Origin of the sequence: Pseudomonas panipatensis (assembly GCF_900099785.1) — a bacterium.
Lineage (GTDB): Bacteria > Pseudomonadota > Gammaproteobacteria > Pseudomonadales > Pseudomonadaceae > Pseudomonas > Pseudomonas panipatensis.
On sequence record NZ_FNDS01000001.1, the window covers coordinates 77,163 to 99,960 of the forward strand.

Annotated in this window: 24 protein-coding genes; 14 read left to right on the plus strand and 10 right to left on the minus strand. The window is 69.6% G+C overall.

What is annotated here, in order from left to right; translation table 11 throughout:
- The first annotated feature begins 30 nt into the window (after positions 1-30).
- From BLQ74_RS00360 to BLQ74_RS00395, 8 genes are all read left to right on the plus strand, one after another.
- A complete protein-coding gene (locus tag BLQ74_RS00360) occupies positions 31-1,221 on the plus strand; it encodes an MFS transporter (RefSeq protein WP_090259664.1) in 1,191 nt (396 codons plus the stop codon).
- The gene (locus BLQ74_RS00365; protein ID WP_090259668.1) at positions 1,218-1,991 is read left to right on the plus strand and encodes an SDR family NAD(P)-dependent oxidoreductase; all 774 of its coding nucleotides are present in this window, start codon (positions 1,218-1,220) and stop codon (positions 1,989-1,991) included. Before BLQ74_RS00360 ends, BLQ74_RS00365 begins: the two co-directional genes overlap by 4 nt.
- 11 nt (positions 1,992-2,002) lie before the next feature.
- Positions 2,003-2,575 carry a cupin domain-containing protein gene (locus BLQ74_RS00370; RefSeq protein ID WP_090259671.1) on the plus strand — a complete coding sequence of 191 codons (573 nt, stop codon included), beginning with the start codon at positions 2,003-2,005 and terminating at the stop codon, positions 2,573-2,575.
- On the plus strand, positions 2,572-3,564 hold the full coding sequence (locus BLQ74_RS00375; RefSeq protein ID WP_090259673.1) for a fumarylacetoacetate hydrolase family protein: 993 nt from the start codon (positions 2,572-2,574) through the stop codon (positions 3,562-3,564). The genes BLQ74_RS00370 and BLQ74_RS00375 overlap by 4 nt, the downstream gene beginning before the upstream one ends.
- Entirely contained in the window at positions 3,555-4,547 is a 993-nt protein-coding gene (locus BLQ74_RS00380) for an NAD-dependent epimerase/dehydratase family protein (protein WP_090259675.1), read from the plus strand. The genes BLQ74_RS00375 and BLQ74_RS00380 overlap by 10 nt, the downstream gene beginning before the upstream one ends.
- On the plus strand, positions 4,544-5,329 hold the full coding sequence (locus tag BLQ74_RS00385; RefSeq protein ID WP_090259677.1) for a cyclase family protein: 786 nt from the start codon (positions 4,544-4,546) through the stop codon (positions 5,327-5,329). Before BLQ74_RS00380 ends, BLQ74_RS00385 begins: the two co-directional genes overlap by 4 nt.
- A gap of 107 nt (positions 5,330-5,436) precedes the next feature.
- Positions 5,437-6,699, plus strand: a complete 1,263-nt coding sequence (locus BLQ74_RS00390; RefSeq protein ID WP_090259679.1) for an arsenic transporter — start codon at positions 5,437-5,439, stop codon at positions 6,697-6,699.
- A gap of 60 nt (positions 6,700-6,759) precedes the next feature.
- Positions 6,760-7,035, plus strand: a complete 276-nt coding sequence (locus BLQ74_RS00395; RefSeq protein ID WP_090259681.1) for a hypothetical protein — start codon at positions 6,760-6,762, stop codon at positions 7,033-7,035.
- 24 nt (positions 7,036-7,059) lie between these two features.
- On the opposite strand, the gene BLQ74_RS00400 is transcribed toward BLQ74_RS00395, so the two are convergent.
- From BLQ74_RS00400 to BLQ74_RS00410, 3 genes are all read right to left on the minus strand, one after another.
- Positions 7,060-7,854 carry a sulfite exporter TauE/SafE family protein gene (locus BLQ74_RS00400; RefSeq protein WP_090259683.1) on the minus strand — a complete coding sequence of 265 codons (795 nt, stop codon included), beginning with the start codon at positions 7,852-7,854 and terminating at the stop codon, positions 7,060-7,062.
- 9 nt (positions 7,855-7,863) lie between these two features.
- The gene (locus BLQ74_RS00405; protein WP_090259685.1) at positions 7,864-9,543 is read right to left on the minus strand and encodes a bifunctional protein tyrosine phosphatase family protein/NAD(P)/FAD-dependent oxidoreductase; all 1,680 of its coding nucleotides are present in this window, start codon (positions 9,541-9,543) and stop codon (positions 7,864-7,866) included.
- A 96-nt stretch (positions 9,544-9,639) separates the two neighbouring features.
- The gene (locus tag BLQ74_RS00410) at positions 9,640-10,578 is read right to left on the minus strand and encodes an MBL fold metallo-hydrolase (protein WP_090259688.1); all 939 of its coding nucleotides are present in this window, start codon (positions 10,576-10,578) and stop codon (positions 9,640-9,642) included.
- A 146-nt stretch (positions 10,579-10,724) separates the two neighbouring features.
- Here BLQ74_RS00410 and BLQ74_RS00415 point away from each other — a divergent pair, with 146 nt between their 5' ends.
- Together BLQ74_RS00415 and BLQ74_RS00420 are read left to right on the plus strand one after the other, a co-directional pair.
- A complete protein-coding gene (locus tag BLQ74_RS00415; RefSeq protein ID WP_090259689.1) occupies positions 10,725-11,375 on the plus strand; it encodes a peroxiredoxin in 651 nt (216 codons plus the stop codon).
- Positions 11,372-11,791, plus strand: coding sequence for an ArsR/SmtB family transcription factor (locus BLQ74_RS00420; RefSeq protein ID WP_090259691.1), 420 nt, complete (start codon positions 11,372-11,374; stop codon positions 11,789-11,791). The genes BLQ74_RS00415 and BLQ74_RS00420 overlap by 4 nt, the downstream gene beginning before the upstream one ends.
- A gap of 167 nt (positions 11,792-11,958) precedes the next feature.
- Here the strand turns inward: BLQ74_RS00420 and BLQ74_RS00425 are convergent, their stop codons facing one another.
- Complete coding sequence (locus BLQ74_RS00425; RefSeq protein ID WP_090259693.1) at positions 11,959-12,858, minus strand: alpha/beta fold hydrolase; 900 nt, start codon at positions 12,856-12,858, stop codon at positions 11,959-11,961.
- Positions 12,859-12,953: 95 nt separating this feature from the next.
- Here BLQ74_RS00425 and BLQ74_RS27365 point away from each other — a divergent pair, with 95 nt between their 5' ends.
- From BLQ74_RS27365 to BLQ74_RS00440, 4 genes are all read left to right on the plus strand, one after another.
- Positions 12,954-13,121, plus strand: a complete 168-nt coding sequence (locus BLQ74_RS27365; RefSeq protein WP_170842748.1) for a hypothetical protein — start codon at positions 12,954-12,956, stop codon at positions 13,119-13,121.
- 287 nt (positions 13,122-13,408) lie between these two features.
- Positions 13,409-14,251 (plus strand): substrate-binding periplasmic protein, encoded by an 843-nt coding sequence (locus tag BLQ74_RS00430; RefSeq protein WP_090259695.1) that lies wholly within the window; start codon positions 13,409-13,411, stop codon positions 14,249-14,251.
- Positions 14,248-17,124, plus strand: a complete 2,877-nt coding sequence (locus tag BLQ74_RS00435; protein ID WP_090259697.1) for an HD domain-containing phosphohydrolase — start codon at positions 14,248-14,250, stop codon at positions 17,122-17,124. The genes BLQ74_RS00430 and BLQ74_RS00435 overlap by 4 nt, the downstream gene beginning before the upstream one ends.
- Positions 17,125-17,495: 371 nt before the next feature.
- The gene (locus tag BLQ74_RS00440) at positions 17,496-17,744 is read left to right on the plus strand and encodes a hypothetical protein (protein ID WP_090259700.1); all 249 of its coding nucleotides are present in this window, start codon (positions 17,496-17,498) and stop codon (positions 17,742-17,744) included.
- A gap of 119 nt (positions 17,745-17,863) precedes the next feature.
- On the opposite strand, the gene BLQ74_RS00445 is transcribed toward BLQ74_RS00440, so the two are convergent.
- The 6 genes from BLQ74_RS00445 to BLQ74_RS00470 form a co-directional block, all read right to left on the minus strand.
- Entirely contained in the window at positions 17,864-18,610 is a 747-nt protein-coding gene (locus BLQ74_RS00445) for a murein L,D-transpeptidase catalytic domain family protein (protein ID WP_090259703.1), read from the minus strand.
- 84 nt (positions 18,611-18,694) lie between these two features.
- Complete coding sequence (locus BLQ74_RS00450; RefSeq protein ID WP_090259705.1) at positions 18,695-19,762, minus strand: L,D-transpeptidase; 1,068 nt, start codon at positions 19,760-19,762, stop codon at positions 18,695-18,697.
- 73 nt (positions 19,763-19,835) lie between these two features.
- Positions 19,836-20,531 (minus strand): pseudouridine synthase, encoded by a 696-nt coding sequence (locus tag BLQ74_RS00455; protein ID WP_090259707.1) that lies wholly within the window; start codon positions 20,529-20,531, stop codon positions 19,836-19,838.
- Positions 20,531-20,746 carry a cysteine-rich CWC family protein gene (locus BLQ74_RS00460; RefSeq protein ID WP_090259709.1) on the minus strand — a complete coding sequence of 72 codons (216 nt, stop codon included), beginning with the start codon at positions 20,744-20,746 and terminating at the stop codon, positions 20,531-20,533. Before BLQ74_RS00460 ends, BLQ74_RS00455 begins: the two co-directional genes overlap by 1 nt.
- A gap of 85 nt (positions 20,747-20,831) precedes the next feature.
- The gene (locus BLQ74_RS00465; RefSeq protein ID WP_090259711.1) at positions 20,832-21,656 is read right to left on the minus strand and encodes a DUF4824 family protein; all 825 of its coding nucleotides are present in this window, start codon (positions 21,654-21,656) and stop codon (positions 20,832-20,834) included.
- On the minus strand, positions 21,656-22,729 hold the full coding sequence (locus BLQ74_RS00470; protein WP_090259713.1) for a DUF2157 domain-containing protein: 1,074 nt from the start codon (positions 22,727-22,729) through the stop codon (positions 21,656-21,658). Before BLQ74_RS00470 ends, BLQ74_RS00465 begins: the two co-directional genes overlap by 1 nt.
- Positions 22,730-22,798 lie beyond the last annotated feature (69 nt).

A 22,798-nucleotide genomic window follows, 5' to 3' on the forward strand; every position in this document is an offset into this window, starting at 1 on the left:
CCACCCTGTGCTGCCTGGCGGAGGTGCGCGATGAGCGCTGAACGCTCCGCCGGCGCGGCGCAATCCCTGCTGCTGCTGTTCGGCAGTTGCCTGCCGGTGCTCGGCGCGGTGCTGATCGCCCCGGTGCTGCCGCGCATGCAGGCGCACTTCGCCGAAACCCCGGCGGCGGCCCTGCTGGTGCCCATCGCGCTGACCCTGCCGGCGCTGGTCATCGCCGTGCTGGCGCCGCTGGCCGGGGTGCTCGCCGACCGCCTCGGGCGCAAGCCGCTGCTGCTCGCCTCGATGCTGCTCTACACACTGTGCGGCCTGCTGCCGCTGTGGCTGCAGTCGTTGCCGCTGATCGTCGCCAGCCGCGCCGGGATCGGCCTGGCCGAGGCCGGCATCATGACCTGCTGCACCACGCTGATGGGCGACTACTACGAAGGCCAGCGGCGTGAGCGCCTGTTCGCCTTGCAGATGGTCGCCACCTCGTTGTCCGCCGCGCTGTTCATGGCGGCCGGCGGGGCCCTCGGCGAGAGCGGCTGGCGCACGCCCTTCAGCCTCTACGCGGTGGGCCTGCTGTGCCTGCCGCTGATGGCCGCGTTGCTCTGGGAGCCGCAACGCCAGGCGGCGCCGGCGGCGAGCGCGCCCGCCGGCGGCTTCCCTTGGCGTGCCCTGGCGCCGCTGTACCTGCTGACCGTGCTGGCCGGGATCAGCCTGTTCATCGTCCCGGTGCAGGCCGGCTACCTGCTCAACCTGCTGCACGTCGACGGGCCGCAGGAGATCGGCATGACCATGGGCGCCAACCAGCTCGGCGTGCTCGCCGGGGCCATTGGCTTCCGCCTGCTGGGCGGCCTGCCGGCGCCGCGCCTGCTGGCCCTCGGCTTCGCCACCGCCGGTCTCGGTGGCGCGCTCATGGCCCTGGCCGACAGCCACGCGCCGGTGGTGCTGGCGGTCCTGGTCAACGGCCTGGGCGTCGGCCTGCTGCTGCCCACGCTGATCACCCAGGTCATGGCCCAGGTCGATTTCGACCAGCGCGGCCGCGCCACCGGCGGCTTCACCGCGTCGATCTTCGCCGGCGAGTTCGTCAGCCCGCTGGCGGTGCTGGCGCTGACCGACGGCGTGCGCGAGTCGCTGCCGCACGCGCTGTTGCTGATCGCCGGCGTGCAATTGCTGATCGCACCGCTGTGCCTGGCGCTGCTGCGCCGGGGGCGGGGCCGCCTGGCGGTGGAGGCTGCATGAGCGAACTCTTTTCCCTGCGCGGCAAGACCGCGCTGATCACCGGCGCCACCCGTGGCATCGGCCTGGCCATCGCCCGTGAATATGGCCGTGCCGGCGCGCGCCTGGCGATCAGCAGCGAGAGTGCCGAGGACTGCCGGCGCACGCTCTCGCGGCTGGCCGAGGAGGGCATCGAGGCGATCGCCCTGCCGGCCGACCTGGCCTGCCAGACGCAGGTCGAGGCCCTGGCCGATGCCTGCCTGGCGCACTTCGGCCGCCTCGACGCGCTGGTCTGCAATGCCGGGGTGGCGCCGCACCTGGGGCCGCTGGCCAGCGCCAGCGACGCCGACTGGGAGCTGACCCTGACGGTCAACCTGCGCAGCGCGCTGTGGCTGAGCAACGCCCTGCTGCCGGCGATGGCCGCCCAGGGCGGTGGCAGCGTGGTGCTGATGGCCAGCATCGCCGGCGTGCGCGGCAACAAGGGCCTGGGCCTGTACGGCTTGTCCAAGGCCGGGCTGGCGCAACTGGCGCGCAACCTGGCGGTGGAGTGGGGGCCGGCGAACGTGCGCGTCAACGCCATCAGCCCCGGCGTGATCCACACCGAGTTCGCCCGCCCGCTCACCGAGCAGCCCGAAATCCTGCAGCGCCGCCTGGCGCTGACCCCCCTGCGCCGCGTCGGCCGCCCCGAGGAGGTGGCCGCCCTGGCGCTGCTGCTGGCCGCTCCCGGCGGCGCCTTCATCAGCGGACAGAACCTCATCGTCGACGGTGGCACGACCATCGGCGACGGCAATTGAAAGGAGATGCCATGCAAGCGCTTCCCGCCTTCAAACGTGTCGTCACCGGGCATGACGCCCAAGGCCAGGCACTGGTCGCCAGTTGCGGGCCGACGCCGCACAACTTCCCGCTCAAGGCAGTGCCCGGCACCTTGTTCTACGAGGTGTGGAACAGCACTGGCAGTCCGGCGCTGCTGGACAACGCCGGCGACCCCACGGCCAAGCCGCTGCAGCTCAGCCCGGCCGCGCTGGGCAGCCTGATCCGCGTGGTGGATATCCCGCCGGACAGCGTGCAGAACCAGGTCAGCGCCGAGGACGCCGCCGCTTGCTTCGCCGAAATCGGCGAGTCCCACGCCGGCACCGGCAAGGCCGACTCGAAGCACAAGCTGATGCACCGCACCGAGACCCTCGACTACGGCATCGTCACCGAGGGCGAGGTGTGGCTGGTGCTGGACGGCGAAGAGGTGCACCTGCGGCGCGGCGACATCGTCGTCCAGCGCGGCACCAACCATGCCTGGAGCAACCGCACCGAGCAGATGGCGCGGATGGTCTTCATCCTCCTCGACGGGCGCTATGCCGAGGAACTGCGCGAGGTGCTCGCATGAAGCTGGCGACCCTCAATGATGGCAGCCGCGACGGCCGCCTGCTGCTGGTCTCCCGCGACCTCAGCCAGGCGCTGGACGCCAGCGCCATCGCACCGACCCTGCAGGCGGCGCTGGACGACTGGACGCGGCTCGAAGCGGCGCTGCAACCGCTCTACCGGCGCCTCAATGCCGGTGACGCGGCGGGCGCCTTCCCGCTCTGCGCCGAAGACCTCCTGGCGCCGCTGCCGCGCGCCTGGCAATGGCTCGACGGCTCCTGCTTCCTCAGCCACGGCGCGCTGATGCAGAAGGCCTTCAACCTCGACCCGATCGACGGCGCCGAGCGCATCCCGCTGATGTACCAGGGCGCCGGCGACGACTTCCTCGGCCCGCGCGCGGACATTGCCTTGCCCAGCGAGGCCCACGGCATCGACTTCGAGGGCGAGTTCGCCGTGCTGCTCGACGAGGTGCCCATGGGCTGCCCGGCGGACCAGGCGCTCGCCCATGTGCGCCTGGTCCTCCAGCTCAACGACGTCAGCCTGCGCGCCCTGGCGCCGCGCGAGATGCTCACCGGCTTCGGCTTCCTGCAGGCCAAGCCGTCCTCCAGTTTCGCCCCGGTGGCGGTGACGCCGGACGAGCTGGGCGAGGCCTGGCGCGACGGCCGCGTGCACCTGCCGCTGAACGTGGCCTGGAACGGCGCCTGGTTCGGCCATCCCCACGGCGGCGCCATGCACTTCGGCTTCCATCAGTTGATCGCCCATGCCGCCATGACCCGCCGCCTGAGCGCCGGCACCCTGATCGGCTCGGGCACCGTGTCCAACGCCGATCGCTCGGTCGGCTCGGCCTGCATCGCCGAGCGCCGCGCGATCGAAATCATCGCCCACGGCGAAGCGCGCACCGGCTTCATGCGCTTCGGCGACCGGGTGCGCATGGAAGCGCTGGGGCTGGACGGCCAGCCGCTGTTCGGCGCCATCGAGCAGCGCGTGGTGCAAGGAGGCTGGCCATGCGCGTGATGGTCACTGGCGCCAATGGCTTCGTCGGCCGCGCCCTGGTGCAGCGGCTGCTGGCCACCGGCGAGCTGCGCGGGCGGCGCATCGAGGCGCTGCTGCTGCTCGACCAGCAGCTCAGCGGCTTCGCCGAGGACAGCCGCCTGCGCCGGCACTTCGGCAGCGTCACCGATACGGCCTTGCTGCGCCGTGCCCTGGCCGACGGCATCGACGTGGTCTTCCACCTGGTCAGCATTCCCGGCGGCGCCGCCGAAGCGCAGTACGAGCTGGGCTACCAGGTCAATCTGCTGGCCAGCCTGGAACTGCTCGAACAACTGCGCAACCGCGAGCGTCCGCCGTTGCTGGTGTACGCCAGCAGCGTGGCGGTCTACGGCGGCGAGCTGCCGGCGCGCATGGACGAGCGTCAGGCGCTGCGCCCGAGCCTGTCCTATGGCGCGCACAAGCTGATGGTGGAGACCGCGCTCAGCGACCTCGCCCGGCGCGGCGAAGTGGACGGCCGCGCGCTGCGCCTGCCGGGCATCGTCGCCCGTCCGCGCGAGCCCAATGGTTTGCGCTCGGCTTTCATGAGCGATCTGCTGCATGCCTATGCGGCGGGCGAGGCCTACCGTTGCCCGGTGTCGCCGGAGGCCACGGCCTGGTGGATGTCGCAACGCTGCTGCGTCAACAACCTGCTGCATGCGGCACAGATCGATGCGCCGGCTGGCTCGCGCGTCTGGCAGTTGCCGGTGCTGCAGCTGTCCATCGGCCAGGTCCTCGATGCTCTCGCCGCGACCTATGGCGAAGCGCGCCGCGGGCTGATCGAGTTCGCCCCGGAGCCGGCGCTGGAAGCGCTGTTCGGCCGCTTCCCGGCCTTGAAGACGCCGCAGGCGCGCGCCCTTGGCTTCCGCCATGACGGCTGCGCCGCCACGCTGATCCGCAACGCCCTCGATCCCCAGGCCGCCGCGCGTCACCCGCGCCCGGCCGCCCGCCGCGCAGGAGCCCGCGCATGAACCTGAGCAAGCGCCGCCTGGTCGACCTCTCGGTCACCCTCGACAACAACCCCTACAGCGATCCGCCGCCGTTGCTGCCGAAGATCGACTACATGGACCACCAGCAGGGCTGGCCGGAGATGGCCGCGATGTTTCCCGGCCTGCGCAAGGAGGACCTGCCCGGCGACGAGTCCTGGGCCGCCGAGCGCCTGCAGATCACCACCCACAGCGGCACGCACATGGACGCGCCCTGGCACTACGCCTCGACCACCGACGGTGGCAAGCCGGCCTTCGGCATCGACGAACTGCCGCTGGAGTGGTGCCTGCAAGCGGGGGTGAAGCTGGACTTCCGCGCACTGCCCGACGGCCATGTGGTCAGCGCCGCCGAGGTGGAAGCCGAACTGGCGCGCATCGGCCACGACTTGCAGCCGCTGGACATCGTGCTGGTGAATACCCGTGCCGGCAGCCTGTTCGGCCAGCCCGGCTACCTGGAGGCCGGCGTCGGCATGGGCCGCGAGGCGACCCTGTATCTGCTCGAACGCGGGGTGCGCGTAGTCGGCACCGACGCCTGGAGCTGGGATGCGCCCTTCAAGTACACCCGCGAGCGCTTCGCCGCCAGCGGCGATGCCGCGATCATCTGGGAAGGGCACAAGGCCGGCCGCGACATCGGCTACGGGCAGATGGAAAAGCTCGCCAACCTGGAGCAGTTGCCGGCCCATGGCTTCCTGGTCAGTTGCTTCCCCTACAAGATCCGCCATGCCTCGGCGGGGTTCGTGCGCGCGGTGGCCATCTTCGCCGACTGAGGCGGCCGCCGGGGGCTGCTGCGGCGGCCGGGTCGATCGCCTAGAATGGCGCGCCGCCGTTCCGGCGCGCGTTCGATCCCGTCCCTTGCCCTGGCCCCCGACCGACGATGCTTGCGCTTGCCAACCCCGCTCCGCTGACCTGGCTGATCTGTGCCGCCACCACCCTGGCCATCCTGCTGCGCCCCTGGCGCCTGCCCGAATACCTCTGGGCCAGCCTCGGCGCCCTGGCCCTGGTGGTGTTCGGCCTGCTGCCCGGCGCCAGCGCGCTGCAGGCGATCGCCGAGGGCACCGACGTCTACCTGTTCCTCATCGGCATGATGCTGATCGCCGAGGTAGCCCGGCAGCAGGGCCTGTTCGACTGGCTGGCGCTGCTCGCCGCCGATTACGCGCGGGGCTCGGCGCGGCGGCTGTTCGACCTGGTGTTCCTGGTCGGCACCCTGGTCACCGTGTTCCTGTCCAACGACGCCACCGCCGTGGTCCTGACGCCGGCGGTGTACGCAGTGGCGCGGGCGGTCAAGGCGCCACCGCTGCCGTACCTGTTCATCTGCGCCTTCATCGCCAACGCGGCGAGCTTCGTCCTGCCGATCTCCAACCCGGCCAACCTGGTGGTGTTCGGCGCGCGCATGCCGGCGCTGTGGCCCTGGCTGACGCAGTTCTCGCTGCCGTCGCTGCTGGCCATCGCCTGCACCTACGGCGCCCTGCGCTGGGTCTTCCGTGGCGAGCTGAAGACGCCGCTGGCCCGCGATCTGCACCTGCCGCCGATGAGCGTCGGGGTGCGCCTGTCCGCCGCTGGCGTCGGGCTCACCGCCGGCACCCTGCTGGTCGCCTCGGCCGCCGGCTATCCGCTGGGGCTGCCGACCCTGGTCGCCGGTTCGCTGTCCGCCGCGCTGGTGCACCTGTGCGCGCGGCGCAGTCCGCTGCCGGTGCTCAAAGAAGTGGCCTGGGGCGTGGTGCCGATGGTCGCCGGGCTCTTCGTGCTGGTCGAGGGCATGGCCGCGACCGGCGTGCTGCACTCCCTGGCAAGCGCCATCCGGGGGCTGCCGGCGGGCCAGGCGCCCTGGTTCGCCGGCGTGCTCACGGGGCTGGCGAGCAACCTGATCAACAACCTGCCGGCGGGGCTGATGGCCGGTTCCGTGGCCAGGCTGGCGGAGCTGCCGGGACAGACCACGGCGGCGCTGCTGATCGGCATCGACCTGGGGCCGAACCTGTCGATCACCGGCTCGCTGGCGACCCTGTTGTGGCTGCTGGCGGTGCGTCGCGAGGGCCTGCACGTCAGCGCCCTGAGCTTCCTGCGCCTGGGCCTGCTGGTGATGCCGCCGGCGCTGCTCATGGCCCTGGCGGCGCTGTGGCTGCTGCCCGGCGGCGCCTGAGAGGGATGACGCTTCGTCTGCTCGACGGTGGCGCAGGCCGCGGCCTGCTAGGCTTCGGGCATGGACATCCGGATCGAGAAGTTCGATGGTGATCCGCCCACATGGAAGGTCTTCCTGGGGACGTTCTTCATCGTGTGCCACAGCGAAGAGGAGGCCGTCACCTGTCGGGAGGCGGCCCGACACTATGCGGCCGTGAATCCCGGCATCGATTGTCGCCTGCCGCAACCCTGCACCCCCGCGCATTGCTTCACCCGCGACGGCCTGAGCGCCGTGGCGCACGAGGCATTGGCTGAGGATCGTGCCTTGCTGCTGGGCGGGGAGGGCGACGCCGGTTGACGCCGGCGCCGCCGCTGTCGCGGTTCAGATCACGCCGAGCGCGCCGAGGCTGCGGTAGAGCATGTACAGCGCGGTGAAAAAGATCATTCCGGCGGACACCAGGTTCAGCGCGCCCTGGCCGCGCGACAGGCGTGTCGCCAGCCAGGCGCCGAGCAGCCCGCCGCCGACCCCGCCGCCGATGAACACCGCGGCGAGCGCCCAGTCGACCAGTCCCGAACGCGCATAGTTGACCGCTGTGGTCAGGCCGAACGCGGTCACCGCCACCAGCGAGCTACCCACCGCGAAGAGGATCGGCATGCGCGTGGCGGCCATCAGCCCCGGCACGATGAGGAAGCCGCCACCGATGCCGAAGAACCCGGACAGGGCACCGGCCAGCCCGCCGAAGGCGGCCAGGCGCGGGGCGTTGCCGCGCCCGAGGGCGACCTCGGCGTTACCTTCGGCGCCGCGCGCCTTGAGCATGACCACGGCGACCAGGAGCATCAGCAGGGCGAACAGCACCAGCAGTTTCTGCCCGTCGAAAGCCTTGCCCAGGGACGAACCGAAGAAGGCGCCGACCATGCCGACCAGGGCGAAGACGCTGGCGCAGGGCCATTTCACGTTGCCCCGGCGCGCATGGTTGAGCAGGTTGGCGGCGGCGTTGGCCGCCACCGCCAGGGCACTGGTGCCGATGGCCACATGGGGGTTGTCGACCCCGACCAGGTAGACCATCAGCGGCACGGCGAGGATCGAGCCACCCCCGCCGACCAGGCCGAGGGTGAAGCCCACCAGGGAACCGGCGGCGGCGCCGAGCAGGTACTGCATCAGGCTCAGGGTCGGCATGGTGGCTCCTCAGACGGTCTGCTCGATGGCGCGGCGGCCGGGGGCGCAAAGCCACTCGCGGCCTTTGAGCATGGCGTTCCAGTAGAGGCTAGGCAGCGCCTCGGACTTCAGGTGCCAGGCCAGCCGCGAGGGGCGGCGACCGTCGATCAGCCAGGACGGGAAGGACGGCAGCAGCTTGCCGCCGTAGCCGAACTCGGCGAGGACGATCTTGCCGCGCTCGACGGTCAGCGGGCAGGAGCCGTAGCCGTCGTAGGCCGCCAGCAGCGGCTTGTCGTCGAGGCAGGCGAGGGCGTTCTCGGCCACCACCGGCGCCTGCTTGCGCGCCGCCGCGGCGGTCTTGGCATTGGGTGCGGCGGAAACGTCGCCGAGGGCGAACACGTTGGCATAGCGCGCATGGCGCAGGGTCACCGGATCGACGTCGATCCAGCCGCTCGCGCCGGCCAGCGGGCTGCTGCGCACGAAGTCCGGGGCGGTCTGCGGCGGGCACACGTGGATCATGTCGAAGTCGCGGGTTTCCTCGATGCGCTGGCCGCTGCCGTCGGTGCGGGCGAAGGTCGCGGTGCGCGCCGGGCCGTCGATGGCCACCAGGGTCGAGCCGAAGTTGAGGTCGGCGCGGTAGCGCTCGACGTACTCCAGCAGCGCCGGCACATAGGCCTCGACGCCGAAGATCGCCGCGCCGGCGGTGTGGTACTGGATCTCGATGCCATCCAGACGGCCGCCGCGCAGCCAGTGGTCGGCGGACAGGTACATGGCCTTCTGCGGGGCGCCGGCGCACTTGATCGGCATCGGCGGCTGGGTGAAGAGCGCGCGGCCACGGTGCAGGCCGCGCACCAGTTCCCAGGTATAGGGCGCCAGGTCGAAGCGATAGTTGGAGGTCACGCCGTTGCGCCCGAGGGTTTCGCGCAGGCCGGGAATGGCGTCCCAGTCGAGTTTCAGCCCCGGCGCCATGACCAGCACGCGATAGCGCAGGCTGCCGCCGTTGGCCAGGAGCACGCGGTCCTGCTCGGGCTCGAAGGCCGCCGCCGCCGAGCGTTCCCAGGCGATGCAGTCGGGGATCAGGCGGGCCATCGGGCGCACCGTGCGCTCCTGGGTGAAGACGCCGGCGCCGACCATGGTCCAGCCCGGTTGGTAGTAGTGCTCGCTGGCCGGTTCGACGACGCAGATGCTCAGGCCCTGGCGGCGCTTGAGCAGGCTGGCGCAGGTGGCCAGGCCGGCGGCGCCGCCGCCGACCACCACCACGTCATAGGTCGGCTCGCCGCGCCCGCTGCTGCGGCCGGCGGCCAGCAGGCGCGGGCGCAGGGCGGAAAGATCGAAACCGGCGCGGGCGGTGGCGGCGAGAATCTCCTCCGGCGAACGCGTGGACGCCTGCGCCAGGGCCCAGAGGGTGGCCGAGCGGGTGCCGCTGCGGCAGAAGGCGAGGACCGGCCCGGCATGCTTGGCCAGGACCGCGCCGAAGGCGGCGACGTCGCTGGCGTCGATGGCGCCGCTGAGCACCGGCTGGTGGACGAAGACGATGCCGTGTTCATGGGCGGCCTGGGCGATGGCCTGGGTGTCGGGCTGGTCCGCGGCTTCGCCGTCGGGACGGTTGCAGATCAGGGTACGGATACCGGCGGCCGCGAGTTCGGCGACATCCTCCGGTTGAATCTGGGGGGCGACCGAAAATGCGTCGTCGAGGGCGAGACGTTGCAAGGCGGATTCCTCTTTTTTCGTGGGCGGCGCAGGCAAGGGAGGGGGCGAAGGCTGGCGAGTCGCCGGCCGCGTCGGCGCGGCTCGCCAGCCGCTGAATCAGAGCAGGTCGAGCGGCACCTTGAGGTAGCGCACGCCGTTTTCCTCCGGCTCCGGCAGGCGGCCGCCGCGCATGTTCACCTGCACCGAGGGCAGGATCAGGCGGGGCATGGCGAGGGTCGCGTCGCGCGCCTGGCGCATGGCCACGAACTCGGCCTCGCTGACGCCGTCGTGGACGTGGATGTTGTCGCTGCGCTGCGCGCCGATGGTGGTTTCCCAGACATAGCGGTCGCGTCCGGGGGCCTTGTAGTCGTGGCAGAGGAACACCCGCGCGGCGTCGGGCAGGGCCAGCAGGCGCCGCACCGAGCGGTACAGGGTGGCGCTGTCGCCGCCGGGGAAGTCGCAGCGCGCGGTGCCGTAGTCGGGCATGAACAGGGTGTCGCCGGGGAACACCGCGTCGCCGATCACATAGGCCATGCACGCCGGGGTGTGGCCGGGCACGTGCAGGGCGATGGCTTCCAGGCCGCCGATGCGGAAGCGTTCGCCATCGCCGAACAACTGGTCGAACTGGCTGCCGTCCACGGCGAAGCGCGTGCCGGCGTTGAACACCTTGCCGAAGGTGCGCTGCACGGTGGTGATCTCGCGGCCGATGGCGATCCGTCCGCCCAGGCGCTCCTGCAACAGCGGTGCGGCGGACAGGTGATCGGCATGCGCATGGGTTTCCAACAGCCATTCCACGCGCAGGCCGTTGTCGTCGATGAATGCCTGCAGGGCCTTGGCCGAGCTGTCGTGGGTGCGGCCGCTGGCCTGATCGAAGTCGAGGACGCTGTCGATGATGGCGCAGGCGTCGCTGTGCGGATCGCGCACCACATGGCTGACGGTGAAGGTCGCTTCGTCGAAGAACGACGTCACCTGCGGCGCGCTGGCGCGTCCGGCGCGGACCTCGTCGATGATCGTCGTGGCGCTGGCGAGCGCTTCGTCAGGGCGGCTGGCGGGCATCTGGACTATCTCCTGCAATATTGATGCAGGTCATAATTACATTGTTTCAGTAAGTGTGCAATTGAACCAAGGTCGTGAGCGACGTCGACGCCATGGAGCGGGGGCGCTAGCATGGCGAGCCTGTTCAACCGAGGATTTCGAGCACCGTGGACCCGATCGCTTCCGCCACTCCTTCGCCGCCACCGCTGCGCCAGAACGAGCGCGCGCCGGAGTTCCGGGCGCGCAGCACGCAGGGCGACATCGCCCTGAGCGACTACCGTGGCCGCTGGCTGCTGTTCTTCTCCCACCCGGCCGACTTCACCCCGGTGTGCACCAGCGAGTTCATCGCCTTCGCCCAGGCGCGGCCGCGCTTCGAGGCGCTCGGCTGCGCGCTGCTGGCGTTGTCGGTGGATGGCCTCTATTCGCACCTGGCGTGGATCCGCGATATCCACGAGCGCTTCGGCGTGACCATCGACTTCCCGATCCTCGAAGACCCGTCGATGGCCATCGCCCAGGGCTACGGCATGCTCGCCGCCGATGCGGCCGACAGTTCGACGGCGCGGGTCACTTACGTGATCGACCCGGACGGCATCATCCGGGCGATGACCTGGTATCCGATGAGCGTCGGCCGTTCGGTGGACGAACTGCTGCGCCTGGTGGCGGCGCTGCAGGCCAGCGACCGCCAGGGGGCATCGACGCCGGAAGGCTGGCAGCCGGGCGAGCGGATGCTCGAACCGGTGGCCGTCGACGCGAGCACCGCGCTGGACATCGAACCCGCCGCCGACGAGACCTGGTATTACCGCTGGAGGCGCCCGTGAGTCCGCTCGGCGGTGACGACCTGGAGGCGCTCAAGGCGCACAGCAACGAGGCGGCGGAGTTGCTCCGCCTGCTGGCCAATCCGACGCGCCTGCTGCTGCTCTGCCATATCGCCCGCAACGAATGTTCCGTCGCTGAACTGGAGCGCGACCTCGGCTTGCGCCAGCCGGGGCTGTCGCAGCAACTGGCCGAGTTGCGGCAGAACAAGCTGGTGAAGACGCGCCGGGAATCGCGCTCGGTGTATTACACGATTGCCGATGAACGGGTGCGGGTGTTGCTCGCGGCGCTGCATGGCGCCTTCTGTGGCGGCCCGCCGCCGCCGACGCTGGGCGAGGGGCAAGCCCTGCTCGCGCAACCCACGCAGGCCGCGCCAGCGGCGCGAGGCGACAGCGCGCGTTTCGCTCAGGTGCGTCGCTGACCGGCGGCGCCGAACGCTCGTTCCTTCCTACCGCCCCAGGCTTTTCCGCGCACTGTCGTCCCCGCTCGCCGCGGGACGCGCTTCGCTGCTGCCGGCGCTGCCGGACCGTGCACGTGGCATGACACGCCGTGAAGGGGGAGGCGGGGCTCCCGGCTTCACTGGCGCGTTCAGCCGGCCAGCGCGGCGATCGGCATGCCCTGATGGCTCGGCAGGTAGCTGTCGGCCAGGGACAGGCTGGGCTGGCGCTGCGGACGCAGGAAGCCGAGCAGGGCGTCGCGGGTGTCATGCCAGCCCTGCTTGTGCTCGACGTCGATGAAGTGCCCGGCGTTGCGGATGGTGTGGAAGCGGCAATCGTTGATCAACTGCTGGAACAGGCGCGCGTCGGCCGGCGCGGTGTAGTGGTCCAGCTCGCCGTTGACGAACAGCAGCGGAATGTCGATGGCGGAGAAGCCGTCCATGTAGTTTTCCGCGCTGAGCTTGAGCACCTGGCAGACGTGGTAGTGCATCTGCAGGTATTCATGGTCGTCCAGGCTGGCGACGTGGCGGAAGTTGTAGCGCTTGAACAGATGCGGCAGGTAGCGGCCGATGGTGTCGTTGACCAGATTGGCCACGTTGGCCCGGTCGCAGCTACCGAGGAAGTCCAGGCCGCGGTGCAGGTAGTCGAGCATGGCGGCGTTGAGCAGCGGCGAGAAGGAGGCGATCACCGCCTTGCGGATGCGGCTCGGGCGCTGCGCCAGGGCCAGCAGGGTGGCCACACCGCCCCAGGAGAAGGACATCACCACGTCGGCGCGGAAGTGCTCGATCAGGCCGAGCAGCAATTGCGCCTCGTATTCCTTGGTGATGAATTCGCCGGGCTGGTTGTACGCCTTGGAACCGCCGGCGTAGGGCTGGTCGTAGCACACCACGTTGAAGTGCGGCTGCAGGTATTTCACCGTTTGCGCAAAGGAGGCGGTCGTCGACAGCGAGCCATTGACCAGAATGATGGTCTGGCGAGCGTCCTTGTTCGCGTGGAACTCCGTGTAAATCCGATGTTGATGAATCTCGACGATGGCGGTTTCCGGCCTCATGTCGTTTCCTCCAGACGCAGCTCGAATGTATGCATCCGACCCTCGGATGCGCGAGGACTACCAGGCAGAGGAAAGCGCTTTGAGGTGACAGCTTCATGTCACCGGCGGAAGTTAATAATTATTTTATTTTCAATAACTTATGTGTTCTGAAAAGCATCGCGACAGCCATGTTCGAGGTGGCTGTGCGGGGGTATCGCGGCAGGGAGAAGAGCCTCGGCGGGGGAGGTGCCGGGCAAAAAATCTTGTTAGATGTATCGGTGTGACCGGCAAGTCACACATGGGGCAGAGTTAAGCAGGCCGGTTCGACGGCCGCAAGTCTGTCGCGCGGCTTTTACCGGGATTTTCTGCGTGGCCGTCGGAGGAATCCGACGAAATGCGTTTTGTCCGGCAAAAGGCCTACGGCCTATTACACTTTTCCCTTAGTCGTTCATCGAGGTTGCCCGCGAATGCCCGCCAGCGCAGTGGGCGCCCCTGGGCAACCTGACGAATCCCTTGCCGCGGAAGAGCCGGCTGCGCTCCTCTCAGGCCGACACAACGGATAGGTCGGACCATGGCTGTGTCTCCCTTGCTTCGAAGCGGGCTGGCGTTCGCGCTGGCTGCTTGCCTGTGCGAGCCCGGCGTCGCCGACGATCGCTTCGGCTGCGCGCAACCGCTGCGCCTGGCGTTCTATCGCAATGAGCTGTTCTACCGCGATGGCCACGGCATAGACCCGGACCTGATCGCCGAGCTGGCGCGGCGCAGCGGTTGCCGATTCGACACCTCGGTGCGCTCGCGCGCCGATATCTGGCGGGCGCTGCAGCGTGGCGAGCTGGACGTCGCCACCAGCGGGGTGGCCACCGACGAGCGGCGTCGCTACGCCTTCTTCGTGCCCTACCTGTACCTGCGCAACAAACTGATCGTGCCCCTCAGCCTGGCGCCGGACCTGCGCAGCCTCGACGACTTCCAGCGCCTGCCCGGCGCGCGCCTGGGCGTCATCGCCGGCTACGACCTCGGCCCCTTCTACGACGGCATGTTGAAAATCCTCCGTGGCCAGGGGCGGGTGCTCGATTACCCCGACGATGCGGCGCGCTTCAAGGCGCTGCTCGATGGCCAGGTGCAGGGCGCCATCGGTCATGAACTGAACCTGGTCGGCAGCATCGCCGACGCCGCCCAGCGGCGGCGCTTCCGCGTGGTCGATGTCGCCCCCGGACCGGGCGTCGGCCATGGCCTGGTGCTCGCCCGCGGGCATTTCAGCGCGGCGCAGAGCGCCGAGTGGCAGCGCCTGATCGAAGACCTGCGGCTGGACGGTGGCCTGGCCCGGATCATGCTGCGCAATGCACCGCTGGACGTGGCGGCGGGACTCACCGATAGCGGATATCGCTTCGCTTCCGAGGCTAAGGACGTGGCACCATGACGGCATTCAAACGCGGCATTCCGCTGCAACTCCTGGTCACCGCAGCCATCATCCTGAGCATGCTGGTGCTGGCCGCCTCGCTGCTTTTCCAGGGCTACCGCGGCGCGGAAAGCGCCATGGTGGCCGCCGCCGGGGAGGCCGCCGGGCAGCTCGGCGTCACCGTCAACGAGCGTATCCGCCGCCTGCTCGATCCCGCCGAAGGCGCCCTGCGCCTGCTCAGCTTCGACAGCATCTCGCACACCGACAATCTGCCGGCGCGCCTGGAGCGCCTGCCCATGCTGGTCGAGAACCTGCGCGCCAACCCCACGCTCGGCGCGGTCTACATCGGCTACCCGAACGGCGAGTTCCTGCTGGTGCGGGCCCTGCGCGAAGCGGTCGTGCTGGCACGCCTCAACGCGCCGGACAAGACCGCCTACCTGGTCCAGAGCCTGACCCTCGACCCGCAGGGCGCGTTGCTCGGCGAGTGGCGCTTCTACGACCGCGACCTGCGCCTGCTGCAGCGCCAGGAACGCCCCGACTACCGTTTCGACCCGCGCCAGCGGCCCTGGTACCAGCAGGCCAGCGCCAGCGACCAGACGGTACTGACCCAGCCCTACGTGTTCTTCACCACCCGCGAGATCGGCCTGACCCTGGCGCACCGCAGCGTCGACGGCGCGGCGGTGATCGGCATGGACGCCTCGGTCAACGACCTCGGCGAGGAAATGAATGACCTGCGCCAGACGCCGCACACCGAACTGGCGGTGGTCGACGGCAAGAACACCGTGATCGCCTACCCGGACCTCAAGCGGGTGCTGATCCAGCAAGGCGAGGACGTGCGCCTGGCCAGCCTCGACGAACTCGGTGTCGCCAGTCTCAGCCAACTGGCCGCGCTGAACGCCCCCGCCGGCGTGCCGCATCCCTATTCGGTGGACGGGCGAGCCTGGTACGGCATCTCGGTGCCGCTGCTCAAGCTGGCCAGCAACCAGGCACGCGTGCTGATCAGCATCCCGGCCAGCGAACTGCTCGCCGGGGCGCGGCGCATGCTGCTGCAACAGGCGCTGTGGAGCGGCGCCCTGCTGCTGCTCCTGCTCGGCCTCGGCTGGCTGCTCGGCCGGCGCATCGCCCGGCCGCTGAGCGCGCTGACCGAGCAGGTCGGCGCGCTGGCCGCCTTCGACTTCAGCCGGCCGCTGGGGGTGAACTCGCGGATCGTCGAAGTGCGCGAGCTGAGCCGGGTGCTCGGGCGCATGTCGCGGACCATCCTCAACTTCCAGGCCATCACCCTCACCCTCAGCCGCGAAACCCGCCTGGACAGCATGCTCGCCGGCGTGCTCTCGCGGCTGGTCGAGGCCACCGCGGTGCAGGGCGGCGCCGTCTACCTGCTGGACGAGGAAGAACGGCGGCTGAACCTGGCCTGCCTGGAAAACGGCGAGCACTACCCACCGTCGCTGCCCATCGACGGCATCGAGCAGTCGCAACTGAGCCAATTGCTCGACCAGGCCCTGGATCGCGACGGGCACTACATGGAGGTCGCCCTGCGCAACCGCAGCGACGAGCTGCTCGGCATCCTGGTCCTGCAACTGCCGGAGGAGGGCGAGCGGCGGCGCACGCCACGGCAGCCGTTCAAGCGCTTCGTCGAAGAACTGTCCGGCGCCGCCGCGGTGGCCATCGAAACGCGCCAGTTGATCGAAGCCCAGCAGCGCCTGCTGGACGCCATCATCAAACTGCTGGCCGACGCCATCGACGCCAAGAGCCCCTACACCGGCGGCCACTGCGAGCGCGTGCCGCAACTGGCCGACATGCTGCTGCAACAAGCCATCGACGCCCGCCAGGGGCAGTACGCCGACTTCACCATGAGCGACGCCGAGCGCTACGAATTCCAGATCGCCGCCTGGCTGCACGACTGCGGCAAGATCACCAGCCCGGAATACGTGGTGGACAAGGCCACCAAGCTGGAGACCCTGTACAACCGCCTGCACGAAGTGCGCATGCGCTTCGAAGTGCTCTGGCGCGACGCCGAGATCGACTACTGGCGCGGCCGCGCCGAAGGCGGCGAGGAAGGCGCGCTGGCCTACCGGCGCGATGCCGAGCAGCGTGCCCTGCTCGACGATTTCGCCTTCGTCGCCCAGGCCAACGTCGGTGGCGAGTTCATGCAGGACGAGGACATCGAGCGTCTCCGGCACATCGGCGAGCGGCGCTGGTGGCGGCACTTCGACGACCGCCTGGGGTTGTCCCAGGACGAAACCGAGCGCCTCGCCGGCACGCCGCCGGCGCGCCTGCCGGCGGAGGAACGCCTGCTCGCTGACAAGGCCGCCCACCGCGTGCCCTGGGGCGAGCGCAAACCGCCGGTGGAGAAGGGCGACCCGCGCAACCGCTGGGGCTTCGACATGCGCCTGCCGCCCTGCGCGAGCAACCAGGGCGAGCTGTACAACCTGAGCATCCGCCGCGGTACCCTCACCGAGGAAGAGCGCTTCAAGATCAACGAACACATTGTGCAGACGCTGATCATGCTCAGCGCCTTGCCGCTGCCCAGGCACCTGCGGCGGGTGCCGACCATCGCCGCCAACCACCACGAGAAAATGGACGGCAGCGGCTACCCTCGGCACCTGCCGGGCGAAGCCATGAGCATCCCCGAACGGGTCATGGCGATCGCCGACATCTTCGAGGCGCTGACCGCCGCCGACCGTCCCTACAAGGCGCCCAAGAGCCTCTCCGAATCGCTGAAGATCCTCGCCTTCATGGCCCGCGACCGGCACGTCGACGCCGACCTGTTCCGGCTCTTCGTGCAAAGCGGCGTGTACCGCGACTACGGCAGGCGATTCCTGCGCCCGGAACAGCTCGACGAGGTGAACGAAAAGGCCATCCTGGCGCTGCTCGACGAGCCGCTGCGGGCCTGAACGGGCGATTCCGACCGGGTTGCTCCGCGGGCGCCGGCCCTGGCGGGAGCCCCCGCGGAACGAAAGCCGACGGCGGCGGATAACGCTGCGCGTTATTCGACCTACGGGCTGCATTGACAGCCCGTCGCCGTCTGCCTAACGTGTCCGCGCCGCCCAACCTGGGCGGTACGGGATTGGCGTCTCGTTTTCCCAAAGTGGGCCAGAGCGGCAACGCTCCGGCCGGCATGGTCATGCCTGTGTCATGGGCGGGCCGTGCAGGGCATCTTCGGATGCGCCGGAACTTTGGGCCGGTACGCCAACCTGTACGGCCTGCTCTCCAGGGTTGGCGTCTTGGCGGGTAGGTGAAGGCTAATCATCCCAAGGACCTACTCATGCCTCACGCACACACGTTCAAATACCTGGATATCGATACCGCACCTGGCGCCCTCGATCTCTTCGACGCGGCCCAGGCCCGTCATTCCGCGTTGCTCGATATGCTCCAGCTGCTGGCCGGTGCCCGCGATCTCGGCGCGCCTTCGGCCGAGGTGCTCGCAGGCGCCTTCACCTGCCTGCAGCTGCTGGCCGCGGATAGCGAGCGGCTCTATGCGACGGCGCGCCGGCTGGCGTCCGAGGGGCGTTAGTCGGAAGCGCCAGGCTCGCCACGGGCGGCCTGGGCAGGTCGCGCGCCTACGCGAGGGAGGTTCTCGGGTAGGCGCGCGCGGGGGGCGCGGGGTCAGCCCCGCGATGAGGCGTGCTTCGCTCAGCGCTTGGCGAGGTTCTGCGCGTAGCGGTTGATGCCGGGGTTCTTCGCTACCGTGCAACTGGCGCCGGCGAGGAACTGCGAGTTGCTCAGCCATTGCTGCTGCGGGTAGTAGGCGAACACGTAGCTGCCTTTCTGCAGGGTGTCGATCAGCTTCTGCGCCACGGCCGGGCGGACCGCCGGGCAACCCTGGCTGCGGCCGAGGCGGCCGAGGCCGGGGACCACCTTGGGATCGGCATAGGCGGCGGCGTGGACGACGATGGCGCGCTCTTCGCTGTTGTCGTTGAAGCCCGGCTCCAGTCCTTGCAGGCGCAGCGAGCGGCCATGCTTGCCGCTGTAGATCTGCCCGGTCTGGTACAGGCCGAGGGACGACTGGTAGCTGTTCGGCCGGTTGGAGAAGGCGGTGGCCAGGTCGGCGCCGCTGTTCTTGCCGTGGGCCACCCACTCTTCGAAGAGCAGCTTGCGCTGCTTCAGGTCGAACACCCAGAGGCGCTTGTCGCGCGAGGGCTTGGAGTAGTCGATGACGGTCAGCAGCTCACCCTTGCCGCCCAACTGGCTGCTGGCGCACTGGTAGGCGTTGAGCGCCAGGCGCAGGGCCTTGATGTCGGTGGCCGGGGCCAGGCGGTGCAGTTCTTCGGCGCTGGGCAGACCAGCGGCATGGGCGGCGCTCCAGCCTCCCAGCGCATAAAGCGCAGCCCCGGCAAACAACGGCCGGAGCTTTCCCCACAGCAGTGCAATGGACGGCATGGCGCCGGTCCCCCTGTGTTATTTATTCCTAAGGTCTTTTTTCAGTTAAGCGCGCAAGTGCGCGAAATTTGTCCAGATTTTCGCTTATTTTTTAATCGATGCCGGTACCGCCCGTCGGTCATTGGTAGTGATCACCGTGAAGTCCGAGGTGCTTTGCGTCTCGCGGCTGGACGGCAGGTCGGTGATCACCAGGGTGCTGCCGACGTCCATGGCCAGCAGCAGGTCGTGCAGGAAGTACGGGTCCATGCTGAATTTGCCCAGCTGTTCGCGCGGTGTCAGGCCGGCCTGCGGGTTGCTCACCTGCACCGCGCTCCAGCGCAGGTTCGGGGTGGCGCTGGCGATCTGTTCCGGGCTGGGTTTCTGCAGCAGGGAGAAGGCGGCGACGCCGGTTCTGGCGCCGGGGTTGTCGAAACTCACCGGCGCGCTGCCGATCTGCGTGCCGCCGCGATAAACGTAGGCGCGCCGGTCGGCGCGGCTGATCAGCACCGAGAGCGGTCCGCTGCTCGGGCCGGGGTCGCTCCAGTAAGGCTCGACCGCCGGGCTGGACGGGCCGCTGGCCCTGCCGTCGCTGACCTGTGGCGCCAGCAGGCCGGGGTGGTAGACCTCCACCGGCGAACTCCTGGCGTCGGAGATGACCACGGTGGTGGAGCTGAAGCCGGTGACTTCGTAGAGCCGCTTGGCGAAGTCCATGGGCAGGCGGATGCAGCCGTGCGAGGCCGGGTAGCCGGGCAGGCGGCCGGCGTGCAGGGCGATGCCGTCCCAGGTCAGGCGCTGCATGTAGGGCATGGGCGCACTGTCGTAGAGGTCGGACTGGTACTCGACCTTCTTCTGCAGGATGGTGAACACCCCGGTGGGGGTTTCCCGGCCACGCTTGCCGGTGCTGACGGTGGCCACGCCGATGGCGATGCCGTTGCGGTACACGTAGGCGCGCTGTTCGGTAAGGCTGACCACCACGGTCACCGGCCCTTGCGGGGAGATTTCCGGGTACCAGAGGAATTGCCCGGGGCGCAGCTTCTTCACGGCGGCCTGCAGGTCGTTCAGCGGCGAGGCGTGCCCGGAGGCGGCCTGAGGCGATGCGGCGAAGGCTGGCGCTACCAGTGCCGGGGTGGCGGCCAGGCCGAACAGCAACAGGGTGGTGTGCAGAATCTTCATCGTGGTCCTTCGAGGCGCTGGCGTCCTCGCAGCTTAGTCGGCGTCGCAGGGCCGCTGCAAACCCTCTCGGGCGTCATTCCAGGTCAGCGATTTCCGCCGCGCTGAGGGCGCGATACTGGCCGGGCGCCAGCTGCGGATCGAGGCTCAGGCTGCCCATGCGCTCGCGGTGCAGCCGCGTCACCTTGTTCTGAAAGTGCCCGAACATGCGCTTGACCTGGTGGTAGCGGCCTTCGTGCAAGGTCAGGCGGGCGGCGCGCGGGGCGAGGATTTCCAGGTGCGCGGGGAGGGTGGTGAGGTCTTCGTAGCGGAAGTACAGGCCCTCGGCGAAGACCTGCGCGTAGTGCGCCTCGATCGGCTGCTCGGTCTCCACGTAGTAGACCTTGGCCAGCTTGCGTCCGGGCAGGGTCATGCGCCGCGACCACTGGCCGTCGTTGGTGATCAGCAACAGGCCGGTGCTGTTGAAGTCGAGGCGCCCGCCGATGTGCAGGTCGTCCTTGTCCGGTTCGTCGAGCAGATCGAGCACGGTGCGGTGCTCGGCATCGCGGGTGGCGCTGACGCAGCCCGCAGGCTTGTGCAGCATGAAGTAGCGCGCCGGCTTGCCGGCCTGCAGCAGTTCGCCGTCCAGCTCCACGCGGTTGAACACGCGCACTTCGTGCTGGCCGTCGCGCACGCTGGCGCCATCGACTCGCACGCGCCCGGCGGCGAGGTGCAGGCGCGCGTCCTGGCGGCTGAGATGCGGCAGGTTGGCGAGGAAACGGTCCAGGCGCATCAGCTCGGCTCGTCCGTAGGCGGCAGGTTCTGCGCACAGCGTGGGCAGAGGCAGGCGCGGTCGAGTTGCTCGGGCGGCACGCGGCGCAGCGCCTGCGGGTCGATCCGCGCGGCGAAGCACCAGCAGGCGGCGTCGCTGGCGTCCGGGCTGGCCTGGCGGCAGTGGTTGCGTTGGCCGCAGAGCGGGCAGCGGCTGGGGTCGAGGGTGTCGCTCATGGGCGTCTGACGGTGTTGCGACGGGCGCACAGGGTGCAGCCCCCGGCGCTTGCGCGCAAGGGGCTGGCGATGGCCGACCTGCCGATCACTGCGCCTGTATCTGCTCGATCCAGGGCTCCAGGCGTTGGCCGAAGGCGACCTCGGCGACGAAGGGTTCCCCGGCTTCCTCGATGGCGCGGCGTTCGGCGCGCGGGGCCAGCCCTTCGAGTTCGGCGTGCCAGCGCTGCGGCACGTTCAGTGCGCGCACGCCCTCGGTGCTGGCGTTGCCGCCGATGACCCAGGCGCGGTTGCGGTACAGCGACAGCGGCCGCACCTGGCCATGCACGATGGCGTAGTGCTGGCGGTCCGGGTAGCGCGCGCGCAGCGCCCGCAGGTCGGTGCCGGCGTCGGCGAGGAACAGGCGGCTGGCGAGATTCTCTTCGTGCTCCAGGTTCTCGCGCTGGAAATCCCGCTCGCTCTTCAGGTGCACGTTGTCGGGGGCGGCGGCCAGGGCCTTTTCCGCCTGCGCCAGGCGTTGCCGCGCCAGGCGCAGCTCGCGCTGGTACAGCGGGCCGTCGAGTTCCAGCACCAGCAGGGCGTCGCGCGCCTGCTGGTGGTCGAAGAGCAGGGCGCTGCCACGGTCGATGTGCGTCGGCACGCGGAAGCCCAGGCCCTGCATGGTTTCTGCGGCGATACGCGGCGCCCAGGGGGCGTCGGGTTCGTCGCTGGGGAGGCGCCACAGCAGGCGCAGGCTGATGCCGCTGTTTTCCTGGTGCCAGTCGCTGTTGCGCTGCAGTTCGCGCTCGCTCAGGGTCAACCGGCTTTCCGGTTCGCCGCTGCGGTTCCAGGCCGCCGCGCCGAGGGCGGCGGCGTTGACCAGCAGGACCAGGCCGAGTCCGGCGAGCAGGCCGTGGCTACGTGTCCAGTTCATCACGGGCGTCCTCCCAGCAGGCCATGCACGTTGCGCAGGTAGCGCAGGACGAAGAGGATCAGCACCGCCGCCAGTCCCAGCACCAGGAAGAACAGGTACTTGGGCATGGCGTCCCACCACCAGTCGAAGAACTTGGTGTAGAGGAAGATGACGAAGAACACCAAGCCGGTATTCACCACCTCCGGCCATTCGCGCTTGGCGCCCAGCCAGATGGCCGCCGCGGCGAAGACGAAGCCGAGCACCTGGTAGAAGCCTTCCAGGCGGTGCGCGCTGAAGGGCAGGTAACTGCCGCCGCCCCAGTTGGCCATCACCAGCATCGGTAGGAACAGGCCGAGCAGGCCGAACTCGCGGTACAGCGCGGCGAAACCGTCGAAGCGGTGCTGGTTGAACAGCAGGGGGATGGCGAAGATCAGCAGCGCGGCGGGGAAGAAGTTCTCCGGGCGTTCGCCGACGTCCAGCCAGTAGACGCCGTTCCAGGTGCCGCAGCGCGCGGCGACGAAGCCCATCAGGCAGATCAGCCCGGCGCCCAGCAACAGCCGCGACTGGCAGACGTAGGCGAGCAGCAGGGCATAGGCGGCCCAGGGCAGCAGGGCGCGGTCCGAGGGGGTGATGTTGAAGATCTGCCCGAGCATGCTGACGTTCAGCACCAGGGCGGCGAAGGCCAGCATGGCCGACAGTTTGGCGAAGTAGCCGGAGGCGTCGTGGCGTTGCAGCCAGAAGGTCGCCAGCAGGGTGACCAGGGAGGCGCCGATGAGGATGGCGACCTGGACGCTTTCGCCGAACAGCCCCCAGAACTGGTAGAAGAGGAAGAACAGGCTGGCCGCCAGGGCCAGCGCGCCGAGGAACGAGGCCATGCGCATGCCCAGGGAGAGGCGGCTGTCCTGGCTGTCGCGGTCGATGTCGAATTGTGCGCGGTAGTCGTCGAGCAGGCGCAGGTGGTGCGCCTCCAGGCCGGCGCGCTGGTCCGCGTCCAGGCTCAGCGCGCCTTCCTCGCGCAGGCGTTGCAACTCGCGGGTGAAGGCGTGGATGTCATTGACCCTCGATTGGGCGTCGTGATGGCTGAGCGTGGGCATTCTGCATCCTTGGCGACAGGCGACAGATTCACTCTAGCGACTCCTGGGCCAGCTCTCCAGCCCGCCCGG